The sequence below is a fragment of the Luteolibacter rhizosphaerae genome (assembly GCF_025950095.1).
In the GTDB taxonomy this organism is placed as follows: Bacteria; Verrucomicrobiota; Verrucomicrobiia; order Verrucomicrobiales; family Akkermansiaceae; genus Haloferula; species Haloferula rhizosphaerae.
The window spans coordinates 185,253-204,329 of the sequence record NZ_JAPDDR010000008.1; the positions used below are offsets into that span (position 1 = coordinate 185,253).

Here is a 19,077-nt window from a genome sequence, read left to right on the forward strand (position 1 = left end):
CCGCGCTCAGAGGCTGCTCACCTTGATCCCGCTGAAGCTCGCCGGATTCTTCTCCGGAGTCGTCGTGTAGCGACGCACGCCGATTGCTCCTTCGCTGAAGCTCGCATCCTCCAGTTCGATCACCGGCGCATCCAGATCGTTCACATACACCCGGATCATCAGTCCTTCCGCCTCGATCCGCAGCGAGTGCTCTTCCCCTGCCTTGATCGCCATCTTGGCGGACTTGAGCTGGGTCCACTTGTTGTCCGCCTTGCCCAGCACCACCTCGCCTTTCTCGCTACTAATCCCGGCGTAGTAGCCGTGGTAGTTGTCCGCGCCGATCGAAGCATCGCTCACCCGGAAGATCAGCCCGGCATCACCCGAGTCATTCAGCTTCACTTTCGCGTCGTAGACGAAGTCCTTGAAGACCGCTTCCGGTGCCACCGCCTTCACTCCATTCAGACCGTAGCTGAATGACATGGCATTCGAGGCCGTGTGCAGCGCGCCATTGCGCACATACCAACCACCGCCATAGAGCAGCCAACCGTCGAGCCGTTCCTCGGCGAACTTGTCCGTGAAGCTCTCCGGCTTCACCGCCGGCGTCCCGATCACCGGGAAGCTCGTCACCCGCAGCATCCCAGCACCATAGGGCACCAGCGTGAGCTTCTCCTCCGGGGCCTCGGAAGCCACCGGCGATACCGGCGGGTCCAACGCCACCAGACCGTTCGATGCCGTCTTCCAGGAAGCCACCTTCTTCGCCTTCGCCTGGATCGTCACCGGCGTCGTTCCCCGCGCGAAGGGATTCGCCGTGTTCGCCACCGCCCGCACCGCAAACGACGAACCGGGGTCCTTCTCATCGATCACCAGCCCGTAGTTCCACTCGGAGTCCGGGAACAACTCGTAGGAATCAAAACCCTTCTTCTCCCAGCGTACCACGTTTTCGTCCGGTTTCTCGCGCTTCGTCATGCTCTCCTTGCGCTCCTTCACCGGCAGCACATAGACCAGCGGCCCGCGCGTTACCGAGATGGAGCCGTTCACCCCTTCGTGGGTCTTCACCTTCATCGGCAGCTTCAGGATCACTTCATCGCCGTCCCTCCAGGTCCGGGTGATCTTCGCGAAGCTACCCGCCTTCGCTTCCGGTCCGGCCTCGCCGTTTACCGTGATCGCCGCCGCATCGCACCAGCCCGGGATCCGCAGCGAGAGCGGGAAGGCCACATCTCCCTCCGCCTTCAGCTTGATCCTCACCGTCTCCGCGAAGGGATAGTAGGTGTCTGCCGTCAGCGTCACCTTCTTCCCATCCGCCACCGGCGCACTCACCACCGTTGGCGCGATCGCCAGCATCGCCAGACCCTTGTCCGGGGTCGCCGCCCACGAGTTCTGCACCAGCTTCGGCCAGCCCATGTGAAAGTTATAGCAGCAGCAGGGGAAGCCCGAGATGGGGGAGGGGGTCGATCCGTTGCCGTAGTCTTGGTTGAAGCCCTTCGGCCCCAGCTTCGCCGCCACGTTGTTAGGGATCGTGTAGTAGACGTGCTGGTGAATGTCTGGCGACAGCGACCCCGGTAGCGCGTTGTAGGCCATCATCTCCAGGCTGTCTCCCGCCTTCGCATCGCCGAGGCTTCGCATGGCGCAGGCATCGCTCAGCATCCGCTCCACCACCGAGCACAGCTCGATGCCTTGCGTGGTGGACGCTCCTGCCAGGAACTCGCTCCCGGAGTTGATCCCCACCGCCAGCCCGTGATCGCGCATCAGGTTCGCCACGCCCGCGGAATACGCCTTCTTGTCCGCCTCGCTGTTCGAGCGCAGCGAGTAGACCGCCGGCATCTTCAGCGCCTGCGGCACGTTCACCCCGTGCTTCGGCTGGAAGTCATCACCATACTCCAGGAACTTGTTGTTCGTGAAAATGTCCGTCCAAGGGTAGGCCTGCTTCGCCAGCTTGTCGGAGAGCGTCAGCAGCGTGGTCTCGCCCGTCTGGCGGTAGAGCCAGAACACCGTCTCGATCTCATCGCCGGCACGAGCCTTCCCCCAGTCCCGCAATGGTCGCGAGTCCAGCGTGGAATTCAGGTGCGCATAGTACTTGCTCAGGAAGGGGATCACCCGTTCGTCGCCAGTGGCCTCCTGATAGTCGCGCAGCAGGTGGTTCACCACCATCCGCGGCCACCAGTCCGGGTTGTTCGCCGGGCCATAGAATCCATCCTCGCGCTGGCTCTTCAGAATGCCATCGATCCATTTCTTCGCCTCGGCTTGCAGCTTCTCGTCGCCTAGGCCCCATGCCAGAGGGATCAGCCCCTTCAAATAGTAGGGCCCCTTCTCCCAATTCTCCCCGTCGCCTCCGCGCCAAGCATTGTTCGCACCGGCCGCTTCTAGCAGTTCCGGCGCATGCCCGGTCAATCCATCGCGCTGCAGCTCCAGTTGCTGCTTCAGCCAGCCCTGCGGTTTCACGCTGCCCAGAGGCAGCGCGCTGAAGGCCTCCGGCTGCAAACCCTCACCCGCCTTCTTGGGCGTGGTATCGGCGAAACAGACGATGCCCAAGAGGGTCAGGGGAACGGAGATCGAGAGCAGGACCGATGTCTTCATGGGTGGGAAAAGGTTACGGGGCGAAGCTGGGTTCCATTCGTCCATCCTTCAAACCTGTTTGTTATGCGGATGCTGTTTTCCGCGGCCAGTTGACTCCCTCGGTTCGAGTGAACCGTTTCCTAAGGTCAGCTCACTGGCCCGGATCCGTAGCATGCCGCCGATATTCCATCTTCCGACCCCACACAAGCGGCACCGCAGCCCTCCATTCCCAACTTCCGCGTTTTCCGTGTCTTCCGCGCTTCCCCCTCTCGATTTACCCTTGCGCCCCGCGTCCGGGGAATCGCTTCATCCCCGCCGTGATCCCGAACGTCCTCGCCGAGCGCTACGCCTCTCCCGCCCTCCAAGCCATCTGGTCCGCGGAGGGCCGCATCGTCCTCGAGCGCGAGTTCTGGATCGCCGTCATGAAGGCCCAGCGCGATCTCGGCTTGGATATCCCGGAGGAAGCCATCGCCGCCTACGAGAAGGCGAAGGACAGTGTGGATCCCGGCTCCATCATGGCCCGCGAGCGCGTCACCCGCCACGACGTGAAGGCCCGCATCGAGGAGTTCAACGACCTTTCCGGCCACGAGCACATCCACAAGGGCCTCACCTCCCGCGATCTCACCGAGAACGTCGAGCAGCTCCAAGTCTACCGCTCCCTCCTCGCCATCCGCGATAAGTCGGTTGCCGTCCTTCACCGCCTCCGCTGCCGCGCCGAGCAATGGGGGGACGTCGTCATCACCGCCCGCACCCACAATGTCGCCGCCCAGCCGACCACCCTCGGCAAGCGCATCGCCATGTTCGGTGAGGAAATGCTCTCCGCCTTCCACGCGCTGGAGGACATCATCGCTCGCTACCCCGTCCGCGGCCTGAAGGGCGCCGTAGGCACTCAGATGGACCAGCTCTCGCTCTTCAATGGCGATGCCTCGCAAGTCGCGGAGCTGGAGAAGCGCGTCGTCGGCCACCTCGGCATGCCCGCTGTATGGACAAATGTCGGCCAAGTCTACCCGCGCTCGCTCGATTTCCGCGTCGTCTCCGCCCTCTCCGATCTCGCCAGCGGACCTTCCTCCTTCTGCCGTACCCTCCGCCTCATGGCCGGTCACGAGACCGCCAGCGAAGGCTTCGCGCCCGGCCAGACCGGCTCCAGCGCCATGCCGCACAAGATGAATTCCCGCTCCTGCGAGCGCGTGAATGGCTTCCACGTCATCCTGAAGGGCTACCTCGCCATGGCCGCCGGCCTCGCCGGTGACCAGTGGAATGAGGGCGATGTCTCCTGCTCCGTCGTCCGCCGCGTCATGCTGCCGGATGCCTTCTTCACCATCGACGGCCTCTTCGAAACCTACCTCACGATCCTCGATCAGATGGACGCCTACCCGGCCGTCATCGCGAAGGAGAACGCCCACTATCTGCCCTTCCTCATGACCACCACCATCATGATGGAAGCGGTGAAGGCCGGCGTTGGCCGCGAGACCGCTCACAAGGCGATCAAGGAACACGCCGTGGCCACCGTGAACGACCTCCGTGCTGGTAAAACGACGGTGAACGACCTCGTCGCCCGCCTCGCGAATGACGAGCGCATCCCGCTCGACCAAGTCGCGCTCACCGCCATCGTCGCGGAAGGCGAGAGAAACGCGGGCGCTGCCCGTGCCCAGATCGAATCCTTCGAGCGCCAGATCCACGCCATCGAGAAGCGCTATCCCGCCGGTGCCGCGTACGCCCCGGGCTCGATTCTCTGAGCGCTCATCCGCTTATCGAAAGAGCAGCGCGATGCCCTGCACCGCGCTGCTTCTGAAATTCGGATTTCAGCTCTTGGCTTACCGGTAGAGCACCGCGTTGAAGCTCATCTGTGCCCGTTCGATCTCCGACCCGAACATTGCCGTCCGAACGTCGATGATCTTGGCGTGAATCGAGGGCGCCATCGCCGTCATCTCCTGCTCAACAGGCGATGACGTCGCAATCACGGAAGCTGTGCAGGACAAGAAGCAGCTCACTGCCATCACCAGCGGCGGCCGGCGGCGTCTCCGGTTGCAGCGGGCTGGCGGGATCGCCAGACTCGCACGCAGCGCGTCGGGATCGGTGCTTTGGAACGGGACGAAAGGAAGCGCGGGGGCGTCCTCGAACGATCTCGTCAGAGTCGTCATGGGGGATTTTGGGGGTAGGGGGTTGCAGCAGGGGAGTGACCCGGGTCCACGGGGGGACGTTTTCCTAGGTCATCGGGAGTATTCGCAAATCCCGACAGTCAGGCATCACGTGATCGCGTAGGTTGGGGGATTCAGCGGGTATTGCCGATCCCCCGTGATCCGGGGGGGAGAATCCGCAGAAAAAGCCGCCGAATTCCCCCCGCCTTGCCCGTTGCACTCCGCACCGGGCAGTGGCAGAGTTTCCTCCGTGATCCCGATCCGTCCCATGATGGCGGCCATCTTGGCTGCGTCCTTCCTTGCCGCACCCCTCCACGCTCAGGAGGGAGAAGGGAAGGCCACCATCCCCGCCGACCTGATCGATGATGCCCACGTGCGCGAGGAGCTTGCAGTCAACGAGTTCACCGCTCCCTCGATCGCCAAGATTTTCGAGTCCCTCGAAGCGCTCGCACCCCTGCCGATTCTCAAGTTCCAGCGTGATCCCAGCGCGAAGATGCCGCTGAATCGCGCCGATCTCGCTGTTGAGCTAGGCTTCCTTATCGCGGATGGCTTCCTCATCGTCCAAGCGGGTGAGCTCGGGAAGGTCGAAGCCATGGCCGCCGATCTCACCCGTTACGGCAAGGCCCTTGGCGCGGGTGAGAAGGTCAACCGTCACGCCGCCAGCCTCTTGGAAAGCGCCCGGAAGCAGGATGTCCCGCAGTTGAAGAAGGAGCTGGCCGCCACTCAGAAGGACGTTGAGCTGGAACTCGTCTCCCTCCGCGATCCCGATCTCGCGCATTTGATTTCCCTCGGTGGCTGGGCACGTGCCCTGCAGGTTTCTTCCAGCGCCGTGGCCACGCAATTCAGCCCGGAGCGGGCGAAGCACGTGATGCGCGAGGACATCGCGGACTACTACTCCGCCATTCTCAGTGGCCTTGAACCCCGCATCTCCGAGCGCCCGAACTTCGTCGCCATGCAGGAGATTCTCTCGAATCTTCGCACCGAGATGATCGTGGATGAGAATCCTGCCACGCAGGAGCGCATGAGCTCCATCCACGCGGAAGCGACAAAGCTTGTCGATCTGGCTCTCCAGCGTCAGCAAGGGCCATGACCTCATGGAACATCGCGGTGCTCGGCTTGGGCATCATCGGCTCCCGCGCATCCAAGAATCTCCAGCAGGCGCAGGCCGTGGGTGATAGCGGAATCGCTTCGGTGACGTGTTGGAACCGTACCCCGAAGAGCCAGCCCGGGGAGCTCCCCACCCTCGAGGAAGCCGTGGCCTCCGCCAACTTGGTTCTCCTTTACCTCAAGGACAGCGTCGCGGTGTGGGAAGTCGCCGCCAAGGTGCTCGCTTGCCCGCTCGAAGGCCGTGTTCTCGTCAATCATTCGACCATCGATCTCGCCACCACCAAGTGGCTTGCCGGGGAATGTGCCGCGCAGGGCATCGTCTTCCTCGATTGCCCCTTCACCGGTAGCCGGGAAGCCGCCGCCGCCGGTGGGCTCGTCTACTACGCCGGTGGCCCCGCCGACTGGATCGATAAGGTCGAGCCGGTCCTGCTCAAGAGCGGCAAGTCCGTCCTCCGCTGCGGTGAGGTGGGCACCGCCACCATCATGAAGTTGGTCACCAATCTCATCTCCGCTTGCACCGTCCAAGCTTTGGCCGAGGCCCTCGCGACCGCCACCAGTCACGGCATCTCGCCCGCCGCCCTCACCGAGGCCGTCGACCTGAATGCCTCAGGCTCCGTCCTTGCGGCCATGAAGCTGCCCACCATGGCCACCGGGGATTTTGATACCCACTTCTCGCTGGCGAACATGCTCAAGGACAGCCGCTACGTCCTCGACCTCGCCGCCGAAGCCGGTCTCGATACGCCGTCCATCCGCACCGTCTCCGCCCGCATGGCCGAGCTCTGCGACCAAGGTCTCGCCGAGAAAGATTACTCCGCCCTCGCCGCCCCTTACCTCAAGGCCTAACCCAAGCGTCCCCTGGAGCGCGGACTTCAGTTCGCCCCCACCGGTCCCGCCGTAGCCGCTCATGACCCGCTCTCTTTCCCTCGGTCGCCGCGCCCTCTTCGCCTTCTCCGGCCCGGACGCCGTCCGCTACCTGAACGGCCAGCTCACCCAAGACGTCCGCAATCTCGGCGACACCGCGCTTCCCGCTTGCGTCACCGATGCCAAGGGCCGCCTTCAAGCCTACGTTCATGTCTTCCGCTGTCCGGACGACACGGTCTGGGTCGAAGCCCCTGCCGAGCTCGAGGAAGAACTGGAAGTCCGCCTCGGCCGCTACCTGATCGCCGACGATGCGGAGATGGAGAACATCTCCGCCGACTGGCATCTCCAGCATCTCATCGGCGCCACGGAGCCTGCCTCGGGTCTTGCCCTTCGATCTAACCGCCTCGGCCAACCGGGCTACGATCTCTGGCTCCCCGCCACCGAGACCTGTGCTCTTCCTCTCCTTCAAGAAAACGAAGCCGAGGCCCTCCGCATCGCCGCCGGAGTTCCTGCCTGGGGTAGGGAACTCACCCCCGGCATACTCCCGCCTGAAGCCCTGCTAGACCGCAGCGCTATCTCTTATCACAAGGGCTGCTACATCGGCCAAGAGGTCCTCTCCCGCATCAAGACCGCCGAGAAAGTAAACCGCCGCCTCACCAGCTTCCTTGTCGAGGAAGGCAGCAAACCGGGTATCATCCTCCTCACCCCCGAAGGCAAGGAAGCCGGCACCCTCACCAGCGTCTCTCCGAGCCCGGACCCCGCCACCCGCCGCTTCCCGGCCCTCGGCTACCTCGAAAAATCCGCCTTCGGCTCCACCGAGTTCTCCGCCTCCGGCAAACAGGTCACCGCCATCTAACGGCTTGGGCACCTAGCGGCTGCCACGCCCCCATTCCCGGTGGCCACTCGCCTGTCCGGGCCACTCGCCTGTCCGATGGCCACTCCCTCGTCTTCGCCCCTCTCATGTCCCAACGGGACTACACAACAAAGCCCGGGGTTGCCGCCCCGCGGCTACCCCGGGTCTACCCCATCGCCAACCCTTACCTCGAAGAGGTTGCGCACGTGTGCGTGTCCCTCCTTCCCTAACGGCCCGACCAATTCGATCTTCTCCCTCCCGCGATCCCTTTGCGACCTCCGCGCCTATCTATCCTACCCATCCCCTATCCCCCAAAACGAAAAAAGGCCGCGGTCACCCGCGGCCTTCTTAAATTCATCCAAGGTCTCTCAACCTCAGTACTGGTAGTTCAGGTAAAAGTTGAACTGACCACCCTTGTCCGCCACCGGATCCGGGCTGTCGATCGGCAGCGCGTAGTCCAGCGCGATCGGCACCGGGCTGATCGGCAGCTTCAGGCGCACACCGAAACCGAAGTCGTGGTAGAGGTCGCTCGGGCTCGGATCCCACGAACCATCGTTCACGAAGCCGAGGTCGTAAAAGACCGCCGCACGGATGTTGTCGATTACCGGCACCGTGTATTCCGCGGAGAGGAAGCCCAGCGATTGGCCACCCACCACTTCACCCGTCACCGGGTCACGCGGGCCCACGTCGCGGAATTCGAAACCGCGCAGGGTCCGGCCACCACCGAGGAAGAGGCGGTCGAAGATCGGCACCTCGCCGCTCGTGGCATCCACGAAGGCAAGTTCGCCGTTCAGCGAGAGGATCGAGTCCCAAGGCAGGTTCCAATATTTCTGACCCTGCAGCGAGAGGCCCAGGATGTCGACGTCGCCGCCGATTGCCGTGCCGGCCAGCGTCAGGCCGATGTCGATCTTCTCACCGGAGCGGGTTTCGATCACCGCGTCGCGGCTGTCGTAGACGAAGTTCGCGGCCAGCGCGCTGCGCAGGTAGTCGCCACCTTCGTTCAGGAACAGCGAGGGCGGCTTGCCGGCGGCCACGGCCTTGGCGGACAGCGTGCGCACCGAATTATCCAGCTCGATGTCCACCTGCTCCAAGCGGTAGCCGAGGCGGATCGAGGACTTCTCGCTGAGCGGCTTGCGGATGAAGACTTCGGCACCCACGTTCTTCTGCTCGTAGAAGTCGGAGTAGTATTGCGAGTTCTTGTAGAACAGCTCGCCACCGAGGGCGAGTTGCTGGTCCATGAACCACGGCTCGACCAGCGACACGCTGAAGTCGGAGCGCTCGCTACCCAGGCGCAGGTTCGCCGAGAAGCGCTGGCCGCCACCGGTGAAGGCCCAGGGGTTCATGATGTCGAAGTTCGTCTGCTCCAGGTTCACGAAGCCCACGATGCTATCGATCGAGCTGAAGCCGATACCGGCGCTGATCGATCCCGTGCGCTTCTCTTCGACCAGCACGTTGATATCGCGGTAGCCACCGCGGCCCGGCGCTGCATCCACCTGGATGTTGTCTTCGAAATACTGCAGGTTCTTCAGGCGCGCCTGAGCCGTTTCCAGTTCCACCGAGTTGAACCAGTCGCCCGGCTTCAGCGGCATTTCACGACGGATGACCTTGTCCTTGGTCTTCGTGTTGCCCTCGATGTTCACGCGGCCCACGCGGTAGCGGGAACCTTCGGTGATCCGGTAAACGATGTTCACCTTGTTCGGGCCCGCATCGCGGATGTCCGGGGTCACTTCGGCGTCCGCATAGCCGCGGGAGCCGTAGTAGCTGCGGATCATCTTGATGTCGTCCCGCATCTTCTTGGACGAGTAGCCTTGGCCTCCGACCAAGGTCAGGCCGGGATAGAGTTCCTCGGACTTGAAGACGGTCATACGGCCGAAGCCCACACCTTCCACGGTGTATTTCTCGCCTTCGTGGATCGGAATCACCAAGTCGATGCGGCCGTCGCCGACCGGATCGCGGCGCGGGCCCGGGCTGCTCGCACGCAGGTAGCCACGGGTGCGGTAATAATCGAGCACCGCCTCGACGTCTTGGTCGAGCTGGTCGACTTCGAAGCGGCCGGACTTGGTGATCCAGGAGAACCAGCCCTTTTCCTTGACCTTCATCTGCTTCCGCAGGGTCCGGCTGTCGTAAATGCTGTTGCCCTCGAACTTGATGTCGCGGATCTCGTTCTTGCCGCCTTCCTCGATGATGAAAATCAGGTCGAAGCCTTGGCCGGATTCGCTCGGCTGGGTGCGATGCGTGATCTGCACGTCCGGGTAGCCGTAGCCCCGGTAGAAAGTCTCCAGATTCCGGCGGGCGGTCAGGATCGCCTCGTCGGACAGCGCGCCGCCCACCTTCAGCTTGGTTTCTTTCGCCAGCTTCTCGTCGCTGAAGTTGCGGGCCGAGTTACCGGTAAAGCCCACCGCCACAATCGTGCCGCGGGTCGTCACCTCGTAGATCACCTTCACGCCGTCGCCCACCGGCTCGGCCAGCACGCGGACGTCGTCCACGAAGCCGGACTCGAACAGCGACTTGATGTCGTTGTCCACTTTCTCGCTGCGATACTCCTGCCCGGACTGGGTGGAGATATTGCTGCGGAGGCGGGCCTCATCCACGGTTGGGGCGGTGGCATAGCGGATTTCCACCGCCGTAACCTTCTTGCCTTCGATGTCCTGCGCCATCGCCGGGGAGCCGACAAAGGCGAGGGAGACTAGCGCCGCCAGGGAAACCCGGCGAGCGACGGAGGCAAGGCCCCGGTTGTTAAGGAGGGGTAAAATATCCATGTGTTGCGGCAACGGAGCTGATAGAACCGTTTTGGGGCCGGGGGCGTCAAGGGGATTGGGTGATTTCAGAGGGCGGGGGATACGTCATCTTCCGGCTCCCGATCCCCACCCCCGCAGGATTCGGGGGGTGAAATCAGGCCCCTAACCGCCTCTACTTCGCTTTGACAAGGCCCGGGCCGCCCTCTTAGCTTCTCGCCCCCGGCGCGCCCTAGGCCTTTCCCGCGCCGAATTTTCCGCCATGAACATCACCGTTGAAAAGCAGCCGAACTGCCTCGCCACGCTGCGCGTCGAAGTCCCGTCCGACACCGTGAAGAGCGAGCGCGCCAAGATCGTGTCCGGCTACACCGCCCAGGCAAAGATCCCCGGCTTCCGTCCCGGTAAGGCCCCGAAGAACGTGATCGAGAAGCGTTTCCAGACCGCGATCACCGAGGAACTCGACGACCGCCTCGTCCGCCAGGCCTACGATGAGGCCCTCCGCAAGGAGGCGCTCAAGGTGCTCAATTTCGGCATCCCGCAGAATCTCAACCACAACGAGGACGGCTCACTGACCTTCCAAGCCACCCTCACCTTGGCTCCGGAAGTGGCCCTGCCGCAATATAAGGGCATCACCGTGAAGTCGCCCTCCACCGAGGCCACCGACGCGGACGTGGAAGCCCAGCTCGACGGTCTCCGCGAGCGCTTCGCCGATTACCAGGATATCGAAGGCCGCGCCGCCGAAGCCGGTGACCTCGCCGTGATCGACTTCACCTCCTCGCTGGAAGGCAAGCCGCTCGAAGAAGCCCTCGGCAAACCTGCCGGCTACCTCAGCGGTCGCGAAGGCTTCTGGCTCAAGCTCGACGAGAATAGCTTCCTGCCCGGCTTCTCCGCCCAGGCCGCCGGTCTCAACATCGGGGACAGCAAGGACATCGCCCTCACCATCCCGGAAGACTTCCCGCTCTCCGACCTCCGCTCGAAGGAAGTCGTCTTCCACGTCACCCTCAAGGGTCTCAAGCAGGCCGTCCTGCCCGAGCTGAACGACGAGTTCGCCGCCAAGGTCACCGGGGGCAAGACCCTTGATGAGCTGAAGGAGCTCGCCAAGCAGCAGATCGAGATGGAGAAGCGCCGCCGCACCGACGACTTCAAGGTCAACCAGATCGTCGAGCACTTCAACTCGCTGGTCGACTTCGAGCTGCCGGAAGACCTCGTCCGCCACGAGACCCAAGGTCAGGCCGACGCCCTCGTAGAGCGCGGTGTGAAGTCAGGCATGACCCAAGAGGAGCTCATCGCCCAGCAAGGCGAGATCTTCGCCACCGCTGGCGATCAGGCCCGCACCAATCTCAAGACCAACTTCATCCTTCAGGAGATCGCCCGCACCGAGGGTATCTCCGTGAGCGATCAGGAACTGGTGAATCACCTCGCGATGATCGCCCAGTCCCGCAAACAGAATCCGAAGAAGTTCATCAAGGAGCTTCAGCGCGGGGGACGCATCCCGGGCATCCGCAATTCCATGCTGGTGGGCAAGGCCATTGACTTCGTGCTGGAGCACGCCACCGTCGAGGAAATCGCAGATGAACCAACCTCAGATGAGTAATTTCCCGAACATGATCCAGGCCGGGGGAGACCCCCGGAATAGCTATTACGTCCCCGTGGTCATCGAACAGGATGGCCGCGGCGAGCGCTCCTTCGATATCTATTCCCGCCTTCTCAAGGACCGGATCATCTTCATCGGGACCCCGATCGACGACTTCGTCGCCAACTCCGTCATTGCCCAGCTTCTGTTCCTGCAAATGCAGGACCCGAAAAAGGACATTCACATCTACATCAACAGCCCCGGCGGTTCCGTTACCGCCGGCCTCGCGATGTATGACACGATGCAGTTCATGACCTGCGACGTGAATACCTACTGCATCGGCATCGCCGCCTCCATGGGCTCGGTGCTGCTGACGGCGGGCACGAAGGGCAAGCGCTTCTGCCTGCCCAACTCGCACGTTATGATCCACCAGGTCTCCGGTGGCGCCCAAGGCACCGCGCTCGATGTCGAGCGGACCTTCGGCTTCATGATCAACCTGAACAACCGCCTGCACGGCATCCTCGCCAAGCACAGCGGCAAAACGCTGGAGCAACTCAAGAAGGACTCCGAGCGCGACAACTACATGACCGGCGAAGAGGCAGTGGCTTACGGCCTCGTCGACAAGGTCCTGGAGAATCGCAAGCAACTCCCCGACGCCGTCGCCGCCCTCGCGGACGCGAATGACGGAAAAAAGGACGACGCCTGAATTCTTTTACGCTATTGTCAGGCGTCGGGCTTCCTCGGCCCGGCGCCTGCTTTTTTATTCCCGGCACCCCATGGCACGCGCTTCCAATCTCACCATGTGTTCCTTCTGTGGCAAAAGCCACTCGGAGGTGAAAAAGCTTATCGCAGGCCCAGGCGTCTACATCTGCAACGAGTGCGTCGAGGTCTGCTCCAACATCCTCGACAAGGAGCTCAACGAGGCCGCTCCCAAGCCCGCGAAGAACCGTCGAAGCCAGAACGTCAAGCGCCTGCCATCCCCGGCGGAACTGCGCGGCAAGCTCGACGAGTTCGTCATCGGCCAGGAGCACGCCAAGAAGGTTCTCTCTGTCGCCGTCTACAATCACTACCAGCGCCTGCGCCAGGATCAAGTCACCCTGGGCGAGGAGTTCGCGGAGGTCGATATCGAGAAGTCGAATGTCCTCCTCCTCGGCCCCACCGGCTCCGGCAAGACCCTGCTCGCCCGCACCCTCGCGCGCCTGCTGGACGTTCCTTTCTGCATCGTCGATGCCACCACGCTCACGGAAGCCGGCTACGTCGGTGAAGACGTGGAGAACATCATCCTGCGCCTGCTCCAAGCCTCCGACTTCGACGTCGAGCGCGCCGAGCGCGGCATCATCTACGTCGACGAAATCGACAAGATCGGCCGCAAGACCGACAACGTCTCCATCACCCGCGATGTCTCCGGCGAGGGTGTCCAACAGGCCCTGCTCAAGATCCTCGAAGGCACCGTCTGCAACGTGCCGCCCCAAGGCGGCCGCAAGCACCCGCAGCAGGAGTACATCCAAGTGAATACGGAGAAGATCCTCTTCATCTGCGGCGGCGCCTTCGTCGGCTTGGAGGACATGATCCAGCGCCGCATGGGTCGCAGCACTCTTGGCTTCCACGGCTCCGCCGCGGAGGTAAAGTCCAACACCGGCAATATCCTCGATCTCACCGAGCCGGAGGACCTCCTGCACTTCGGCCTCATCCCGGAGTTCATCGGCCGCCTGCCCGTCATCTCCGCCCTGCGCAAGCTCACCGAGGACGAGCTCATCTCCATCCTCACCGAGCCGAAGAACGCATTGGTGAAGCAGTACGGCAAGCAGCTCGCCCTGAACGGCGTGAAGCTCCGCGTGACCCGCGATGCCCTCCGCGCCCTCGCGGAGGAAGCGGTCCGCCGCGGCACCGGCGCCCGCGCCCTTCGCTCCATCTTCGAGCGCCTCATGCTGGATGTCATGTACGATGTCCCCTCGCAGGGGAACATCGAGGCCATCACCATCAATCGCCCCGTCGTTCTCGGCGAGCGCCCGCCCCTCGTCCGCCGCAAGCGCGCCGACAAGGACGCGGCGTGAGCCACGGTCACTTCCCAAGCGCCACACCCGGTCTCCGGGTGTGGCGTTTCTCGTTTCCGTTTTGGATCGTTCCATCGTCCTCTTCATCGGTGTGAATCGGTCAGGGGGTATAATCGGACGCTTGCGATTTTTCTGTGTCACACGCAGATCCGGGTGATTCCCTATCTATCGGGCTTTGATGTGAATTTTATGCAATTTGCATGATGCTCGTAAGGGTCGATAGACAAACTTTCCTTGGTCCTGAAGTGGCGGATGATATGTCTTAGGTCTTCCCATAGGTGCCGATTCACCTGCGGGGAGATCAACCCATAAAGACCCAAGGAAAAATGCACTTGAATGCAACACGGAAGAGCTACGTACACGCGGCGGCCCCTGTCTCCTTGAAAGGCTTGGCGATCGCCCTGTCGCTGGCCACCGCAGTCCCCGCATCCGCCTTCTGGCCGGCCGATGCCGATACCGCCTTCAACGCCTATAACAACGCCTTCTACGTGGCGAACGGCGGCAATGCCTACTACAAGCTCGATACCGGCAGCAGCGGCCCCGGCTGGTGGACCCTCGCCGAGCAGATCGAAATGGCGGAGGATGCCCACGACCGCAATCCCACGGCGGGCAACAAGGCCATCGTCAGCGCCCTCTGCAATGGCTTCGTGAACCAGTACGGCAACCTCTGGACGAACAACAGCTTCAACGACGATATCGCCTGGGCCGTCATCGCGTTCGCCCGCGCCTATCAGATTACCGGCAACACCTTCTACCGCGACCGCGCGAAGGCGAACTTCGATGCGATGTATGCGCGAGCCTGGGACAGTGCGCTCGGCGGCGGCCTGTGGTGGACGACCGGCAAGGGCTCGAAGAACGCCTGCATCAATTGCCCCGCCTCCATCGGCGCCTACCTCCTCTATCAGATCTACAACGACAGCAGCTACCTGACCAAGGCGCAGGCCACCTACAACTGGACCCGGAACACCCTCTTCAATGCCTCCACCGGCCAGGTCTACGACAACATCAGCTCCGGCGGCACGATCACGAACTGGGTCTTCACCTACAACCAGGGTACCTTCATCGGCGCGGCCAACTTCCTCGGCAATGTCAGCGATGCCACTCTCGCCGCGAACTGCACCAAGAACACCCTCTGCACGAATGGCATCCTGCCGGACTCGGTGGAGAACAGCGATGGCGGCGGCTTCAATGGCATCTTCATCCGCTGGATGGCGAAGTTCATGAAGGACCGCAATCTCCAGAGTTCCTTCCAACCCTGGCTCCAGCTCAATGCGAATGCGGCATGGAACGTCCGCCGCACTTCGGACAATCTCGGCTGGAACAACTGGCGCACGAACACGCCCACCGGAACGCGCTACTCTTGGGGCTGCTCCAGCATGCCGCTGATCCTCCAAGTCATCCCGCACGATGGCGAGGGCATCATGCTCTGCCAGGACATCGATTACCAGGGCGCGCCCAGCCAGCTCATCGGCCCGGGGAACTACAGCACCGCCCAACTCGGCGCGCTCAATGTGGGGGACAACTCCGTCACCTCCCTGCGCGTCCCGAATGGCTGGCGTGTCACGCTCTATGCGGACAACAACCAGACAGGCAGCAGTTGGTCCTACACCGGCGATACGAATTGGGTCGGCGCGGCGAACGATGTCGTCTCCTCCATCAAGGTCGAGAACACCGGGGTCATCTTCTATCAGGACCTGAACTACCTCGGCTCGCGCAAGACCTCGCTCGCCAAGGGCAACTACACCCTTGCGCAGTTGCAGGCGCAGGGGATCCCGAATGACTGGACCTCCTCGCTGCGCATCCCCGCCGGCTGGACCGTCATCGTCTACGAGCATGACAACTTCACCGGCGCCACCTGGACCTTCAATGCCAGCACCGGCTGGGTCGGTACCGCCGCGAACGACAAGATGACTTCGGTCCGCATCCAGTGATTCCCATGTCATGGGCTTGATCCCGGGGCGCGGGCGGCGCTGCTGTCGCCCGCGCTCCTTCTTCCTTTGCTTGGTCCCGTCATGAGTTCGACTCCACAGCGCTATTGTCCCCCGGTCCGAATGGGCTTGGCGGGGCTTGCCGTGCTCGTGTTGTTGCTCGCGGGTGGGGTCGCGGTCTGGAGGAGTGATGAGCGAGTTGAGGGCAGGGCGACTGAAGCGGGCAGGGGACGGGTGGCGGAGCGGGATGCCGTGCGGCGTTCGTCTGCACCGGAACGCTACCGGCAGCTTCTGGCCCGGCTGGAGGCGGCAGCCGCGGATGCCGGGGCATCGGAGGTGGATGGGCAGGGGTTGAGTGCCTTCCATCGCATCACCGGCTCGCTGGAGTCGGAGGACTTCGCCGCGCTGCTGGAGTCGGGTCAGGGTTCGGCTGAGCTGCGCTTGAAGGTGCTGTTGGCTTGGGCGGAGCGGGATCCCCGCGCTGCGGCGGAGGCCTTGGCCCGGTTGGGTGAGATGCCTCCGGAGGCTTCCGCGCTGCTGGCGGGGACGTGGGCGCGGCAGGATCTGGAGGCGGCATTGGGATGGGGCAGGGGATTGCCTTCCGGGGCGGAGCGGGATGGGGTCTTGCAGGCCTTGGCCGGGGAGGCGGCGCTGAAGGAGCCGAGGGTGGCGATCGAGTTGCTGGAGGAGTTGGAGTCCTCCGAGGAGTCGAGGGCGACCTTGAGCCAAGCGGCGGGGGCTTGGGCAGGAAGCGATCCTGAGGCTGCGGCGGCTTGGGCGCTTGGTCTTGAGGAGCCCGTCCAACGCGAAGCCGCGCTTGCGGCGATCGCCACCGCCTGGGCCGACCGCGATCCGCAGGCGGCGGCGGCGCTGGTGTTGGAGTCGGTGGGAGATGGATCGATCGAAGAGAACTCCATCGTCGGCATCGTCCAACGCTTCGCCTTCCGGGATCCGCAGGCAGCCCGCGAATGGGTCGATCAATTCCCTGCCGGCCGCACCCGCGAACGCGCCGAAGCCGAACTCCAGCGCATCGCGAGCAGGGCGGGACGGTAGGACGGAACCGTGATCAGGCGACGCGGGTGTTCGGGATGATGGGGTCGTCTTCCCAGACTTTCTTGAGGATGATGGTGACCTCGCGCTCGGAGAGGCGGTCGGGCTTCTCGACGCGGAGCCAGCCGAGCATGGCGCAGAGGAGCTTGGCGGCGCCGAGCTTGCAGACGCCCTTCACGCGGCGGCGTGAGGCGGCCTTGGTATCGAACTCGATGAGCTCCTGGGTGGCGGGGTGGTCGGGATGGAGTTCGCTGACGGGGGTCTGGAGGATGGTGAGGAGGTAGCGGATCATCTCCTCGCGTTCCATGATGGAGGCGTCCTCGGAGCTTTGTTGGAGACGCTCGACCTCGGCGATGACGTCGGGGTGGGCGGCGAGCTTGGAAGCGCGGGCGGAGCCTTCGCGACCGTAGGCCTTGAGATAGGCTTCATTCTGGGTAGTGCCGTTGGCGAGGAGACGGGCGAGTTTGCGTTGGCGCGGATTGAGCGAATGTCTGGAAATGTCTGCCATTTCCAATTATTGCACGGGAGGGTGGGGGAGCGGCTACTGCGGCGATCCTTGCCGGCCGCAGATCGGAAAAAAGCGGATCCGGATCTAACAGGTTCCGGGGTGGGGTTTTTGCCGCGAAGAGGCGCAAAAGGCGCGAAGTTCAAAGGCGGGAAGCACGGAATCCGTGGAAGGGAGGGAGGAGGGTTGTTCGGGGAGGGTGGCTTGGCTGGTGGTGTCTTGCCGACACCTTGAGGGGATTTTGTGATTTGGCGCGTGGATGCTGCGGAAATTTGACCGCGGATCACGTGGATGAGATGGGAGAGGTTGTTGTGTCGACCTGAGCGATTCCCATTCCTCGTTGCGGAGTGGATCGGATCTTAGCCGGTATGCAAGCACAGCGCAGCCACCGGTCCAGCCCGACCGATCAACCGCGTCCCGGAGGGCCGCCGGAAGTCCGCGCGCTCTCTGTTGGCCCGCGCAATCCGAGGCCAATCAAGCCCTGATCTCGAAACCGTAGTCTTGGAGGATCTTGACCCCATCCTCCCGGCCATCACTCGCGTATCCGATCACCCTACCGTCCGGCACCACCGAGACATAGGCTGGATGTGAGTCCAGATTGATGGCGAAAGCCCCTTCAAGCTCGCGCTGTGCTGAGATAAGGGCCGCGATCACCCCCGGCGAATGAAGGTTGGAGATCACATTGATCGCTCCCCGCGGCTCGAAGTAGCGGTTCAGGGTAAAGTCGGCGCTTCCGTATTCTCCGGGATCCTCGGTCGCCTTTCCCACGCCATTCAAGTGTTTGGCGATCACATCGTGTGCCGAATGAAACTCTGCTTCCGTTGGACGGCTTAGGGCGGAGGGTGGCGAGTAGTCGCCGTCCAGATAGGGCGTGATCCCGGCGTAATCCTTGGCCACCTCCTTGCGGTAAACTTTGGGCTTAGGGTCCATCATAGAATCGGTTCTCTCCCTCTCCATCAGAGTCTCCTCTCTCCTTCATCGCCCCGATCCAGGCACTGGCTTCGCGTGCCATGTCCATAGCGTATCGTAGGCAAAGGAGGAATCCAATTGCCCGACATTGAACTTAGTCAGATCACATTTCCGGATCGAGCGACGAAGGCCATCCTTCTCCTGCTCCAACGGTCCGGGCATCTTCAAGCTGAAGGACTTGATGTGCCTTATTGAGGTAGGCGTCAGCAAGGCACGACACCAACGCCTCCAACACTCCTGCGTGAACGGTGCCTTGAGGTGTGCCCAAATACCTCTTCAAATCATCGACTGCAGCATCAAACGCCGTGCGGTCGTGTAGTGTTCGGCTTCGGTCATTCTTCTCTCTTCTCCCTCGGTTCCAACAGCAGAGCGTCAAACGACGGAAAGGTCTCCTTGATCGTGTAGCTCTCCATGTAGTGCACCTTTCCGAAACCTTCTTGGGACAGATCCAAGTAGAGGTAGCCACCAAATAAGTTGCCGCCGATGTGTAACAACGACTTCTCCAGGATGCCGATGCGTCCCGCATCGTCGTTCTGCAGAAGATCTCTCGCGGTAAGAATCTCGTCGACGACTCCAGATCGCGGAAACTGGAAATCGATGGCATCCTCAAGAAATTTGTCCGTGGCGCTGACGAGATACTCACGGTAGCTGGTTGGAAGTGCAGCCCCGATCCGTCCTTCAAGATCCCGAACTTGGCTCTCACTCATAGTCTTTGCATCTTCAGCGTCTTGTTAGGCATGTCTTCATTGTGTCGCCCGGTCTGGTTCCGGAT

The 19,077-nt window shown here is 62.8% G+C and carries 15 protein-coding genes; 9 read left to right on the forward strand and 6 right to left on the reverse strand.

From position 1 onward, the window contains the following. Positions 1–6: 6 nt before the first annotated feature. Complete coding sequence (locus tag OJ996_RS16255) at positions 7–2,553, reverse strand: beta-L-arabinofuranosidase domain-containing protein (RefSeq protein ID WP_264514680.1); 2,547 nt, start codon at positions 2,551–2,553, stop codon at positions 7–9. A gap of 296 nt (positions 2,554–2,849) precedes the next feature. On the opposite strand from OJ996_RS16255, the gene purB reads away from it, so the two are divergent. Beyond that, positions 2,850–4,268, forward strand: coding sequence for an adenylosuccinate lyase (gene purB / locus OJ996_RS16260; RefSeq protein ID WP_264514681.1), 1,419 nt, complete (start codon positions 2,850–2,852; stop codon positions 4,266–4,268). A 78-nt stretch (positions 4,269–4,346) separates the two neighbouring features. Here the strand turns inward: purB and OJ996_RS16265 are convergent, their stop codons facing one another. Then, the gene (locus OJ996_RS16265; protein WP_264514682.1) at positions 4,347–4,673 is read right to left on the reverse strand and encodes a hypothetical protein; all 327 of its coding nucleotides are present in this window, start codon (positions 4,671–4,673) and stop codon (positions 4,347–4,349) included. A 247-nt stretch (positions 4,674–4,920) separates the two neighbouring features. Between OJ996_RS16265 and OJ996_RS16270 the strand changes: the two genes are divergently transcribed. The 3 genes from OJ996_RS16270 (at position 4,921) to ygfZ (ending at position 7,494) form a co-directional block, all read left to right on the forward strand. Next, a complete protein-coding gene (locus OJ996_RS16270; RefSeq protein WP_264514683.1) occupies positions 4,921–5,760 on the forward strand; it encodes a hypothetical protein in 840 nt (279 codons plus the stop codon). Then, positions 5,757–6,620 carry an NAD(P)-dependent oxidoreductase gene (locus OJ996_RS16275; RefSeq protein WP_264514684.1) on the forward strand — a complete coding sequence of 288 codons (864 nt, stop codon included), beginning with the start codon at positions 5,757–5,759 and terminating at the stop codon, positions 6,618–6,620. The genes OJ996_RS16270 and OJ996_RS16275 overlap by 4 nt, the downstream gene beginning before the upstream one ends. Before the next feature lie 61 nt (positions 6,621–6,681). Next, positions 6,682–7,494: a CAF17-like 4Fe-4S cluster assembly/insertion protein YgfZ gene (gene ygfZ, locus OJ996_RS16280; RefSeq protein ID WP_264514686.1), complete on the forward strand. Its 813-nt coding sequence runs from the start codon at positions 6,682–6,684 to the stop codon at positions 7,492–7,494. 371 nt (positions 7,495–7,865) lie between these two features. Here the strand turns inward: ygfZ and bamA are convergent, their stop codons facing one another. Further along, positions 7,866–10,250 carry an outer membrane protein assembly factor BamA gene (gene bamA / locus OJ996_RS16285; RefSeq protein WP_264514687.1) on the reverse strand — a complete coding sequence of 795 codons (2,385 nt, stop codon included), beginning with the start codon at positions 10,248–10,250 and terminating at the stop codon, positions 7,866–7,868. A gap of 238 nt (positions 10,251–10,488) precedes the next feature. On the opposite strand from bamA, the gene tig reads away from it, so the two are divergent. From tig to OJ996_RS16310, 5 genes are all read left to right on the forward strand, one after another. Beyond that, complete coding sequence (tig, locus tag OJ996_RS16290) at positions 10,489–11,820, forward strand: trigger factor (protein WP_264514688.1); 1,332 nt, start codon at positions 10,489–10,491, stop codon at positions 11,818–11,820. 10 nt (positions 11,821–11,830) lie between these two features. Beyond that, complete coding sequence (locus OJ996_RS16295; protein WP_264514854.1) at positions 11,831–12,505, forward strand: ATP-dependent Clp protease proteolytic subunit; 675 nt, start codon at positions 11,831–11,833, stop codon at positions 12,503–12,505. A gap of 70 nt (positions 12,506–12,575) precedes the next feature. Then, positions 12,576–13,853: an ATP-dependent Clp protease ATP-binding subunit ClpX gene (clpX, locus tag OJ996_RS16300; protein WP_264514689.1), complete on the forward strand. Its 1,278-nt coding sequence runs from the start codon at positions 12,576–12,578 to the stop codon at positions 13,851–13,853. Between the two features lie 389 nt (positions 13,854–14,242). Further along, the gene (locus OJ996_RS16305) at positions 14,243–15,784 is read left to right on the forward strand and encodes a glycoside hydrolase family 76 protein (protein WP_264514690.1); all 1,542 of its coding nucleotides are present in this window, start codon (positions 14,243–14,245) and stop codon (positions 15,782–15,784) included. Positions 15,785–15,865: 81 nt separating this feature from the next. Continuing rightward, positions 15,866–16,834, forward strand: a complete 969-nt coding sequence (locus tag OJ996_RS16310; RefSeq protein ID WP_264514691.1) for a hypothetical protein — start codon at positions 15,866–15,868, stop codon at positions 16,832–16,834. Between the two features lie 13 nt (positions 16,835–16,847). Here the strand turns inward: OJ996_RS16310 and OJ996_RS16315 are convergent, their stop codons facing one another. The 3 genes from OJ996_RS16315 to OJ996_RS16325 form a co-directional block, all read right to left on the reverse strand. Next, complete coding sequence (locus OJ996_RS16315; protein WP_264514692.1) at positions 16,848–17,339, reverse strand: terminase small subunit; 492 nt, start codon at positions 17,337–17,339, stop codon at positions 16,848–16,850. A 471-nt stretch (positions 17,340–17,810) separates the two neighbouring features. Continuing rightward, positions 17,811–18,266 carry a hypothetical protein gene (locus OJ996_RS16320; protein ID WP_264514693.1) on the reverse strand — a complete coding sequence of 152 codons (456 nt, stop codon included), beginning with the start codon at positions 18,264–18,266 and terminating at the stop codon, positions 17,811–17,813. 371 nt (positions 18,267–18,637) lie between these two features. Further along, complete coding sequence (locus OJ996_RS16325; RefSeq protein ID WP_264514694.1) at positions 18,638–19,012, reverse strand: SMI1/KNR4 family protein; 375 nt, start codon at positions 19,010–19,012, stop codon at positions 18,638–18,640. Positions 19,013–19,077 lie beyond the last annotated feature (65 nt).

What these genes read in the sequence shown, in the direction of transcription:
- OJ996_RS16255 (WP_264514680.1), bottom strand. Translation starts at nt 2,553, where the DNA reads ATGAAGACATCGGTCCTGCTCTCGATCTCCGTTCCCCTGACCCTCTTG.
- OJ996_RS16265 (WP_264514682.1), bottom strand. Translation starts at nt 4,673, where the DNA reads ATGACGACTCTGACGAGATCGTTCGAGGACGCCCCCGCGCTTCCTTTC.
- OJ996_RS16275 (WP_264514684.1), top strand. Translation starts at nt 5,757, where the DNA reads ATGACCTCATGGAACATCGCGGTGCTCGGCTTGGGCATCATCGGCTCC.
- ygfZ (WP_264514686.1), top strand. Translation starts at nt 6,682, where the DNA reads ATGACCCGCTCTCTTTCCCTCGGTCGCCGCGCCCTCTTCGCCTTCTCC.
- bamA (WP_264514687.1), bottom strand. Translation starts at nt 10,250, where the DNA reads ATGGATATTTTACCCCTCCTTAACAACCGGGGCCTTGCCTCCGTCGCT.
- tig (WP_264514688.1), top strand. Translation starts at nt 10,489, where the DNA reads ATGAACATCACCGTTGAAAAGCAGCCGAACTGCCTCGCCACGCTGCGC.
- OJ996_RS16295 (WP_264514854.1), top strand. Translation starts at nt 11,831, where the DNA reads ATGATCCAGGCCGGGGGAGACCCCCGGAATAGCTATTACGTCCCCGTG.
- clpX (WP_264514689.1), top strand. Translation starts at nt 12,576, where the DNA reads ATGGCACGCGCTTCCAATCTCACCATGTGTTCCTTCTGTGGCAAAAGC.
- OJ996_RS16310 (WP_264514691.1), top strand. Translation starts at nt 15,866, where the DNA reads ATGAGTTCGACTCCACAGCGCTATTGTCCCCCGGTCCGAATGGGCTTG.
- OJ996_RS16315 (WP_264514692.1), bottom strand. Translation starts at nt 17,339, where the DNA reads ATGGCAGACATTTCCAGACATTCGCTCAATCCGCGCCAACGCAAACTC.
- OJ996_RS16320 (WP_264514693.1), bottom strand. Translation starts at nt 18,266, where the DNA reads ATGGACCCTAAGCCCAAAGTTTACCGCAAGGAGGTGGCCAAGGATTAC.
- OJ996_RS16325 (WP_264514694.1), bottom strand. Translation starts at nt 19,012, where the DNA reads ATGAGTGAGAGCCAAGTTCGGGATCTTGAAGGACGGATCGGGGCTGCA.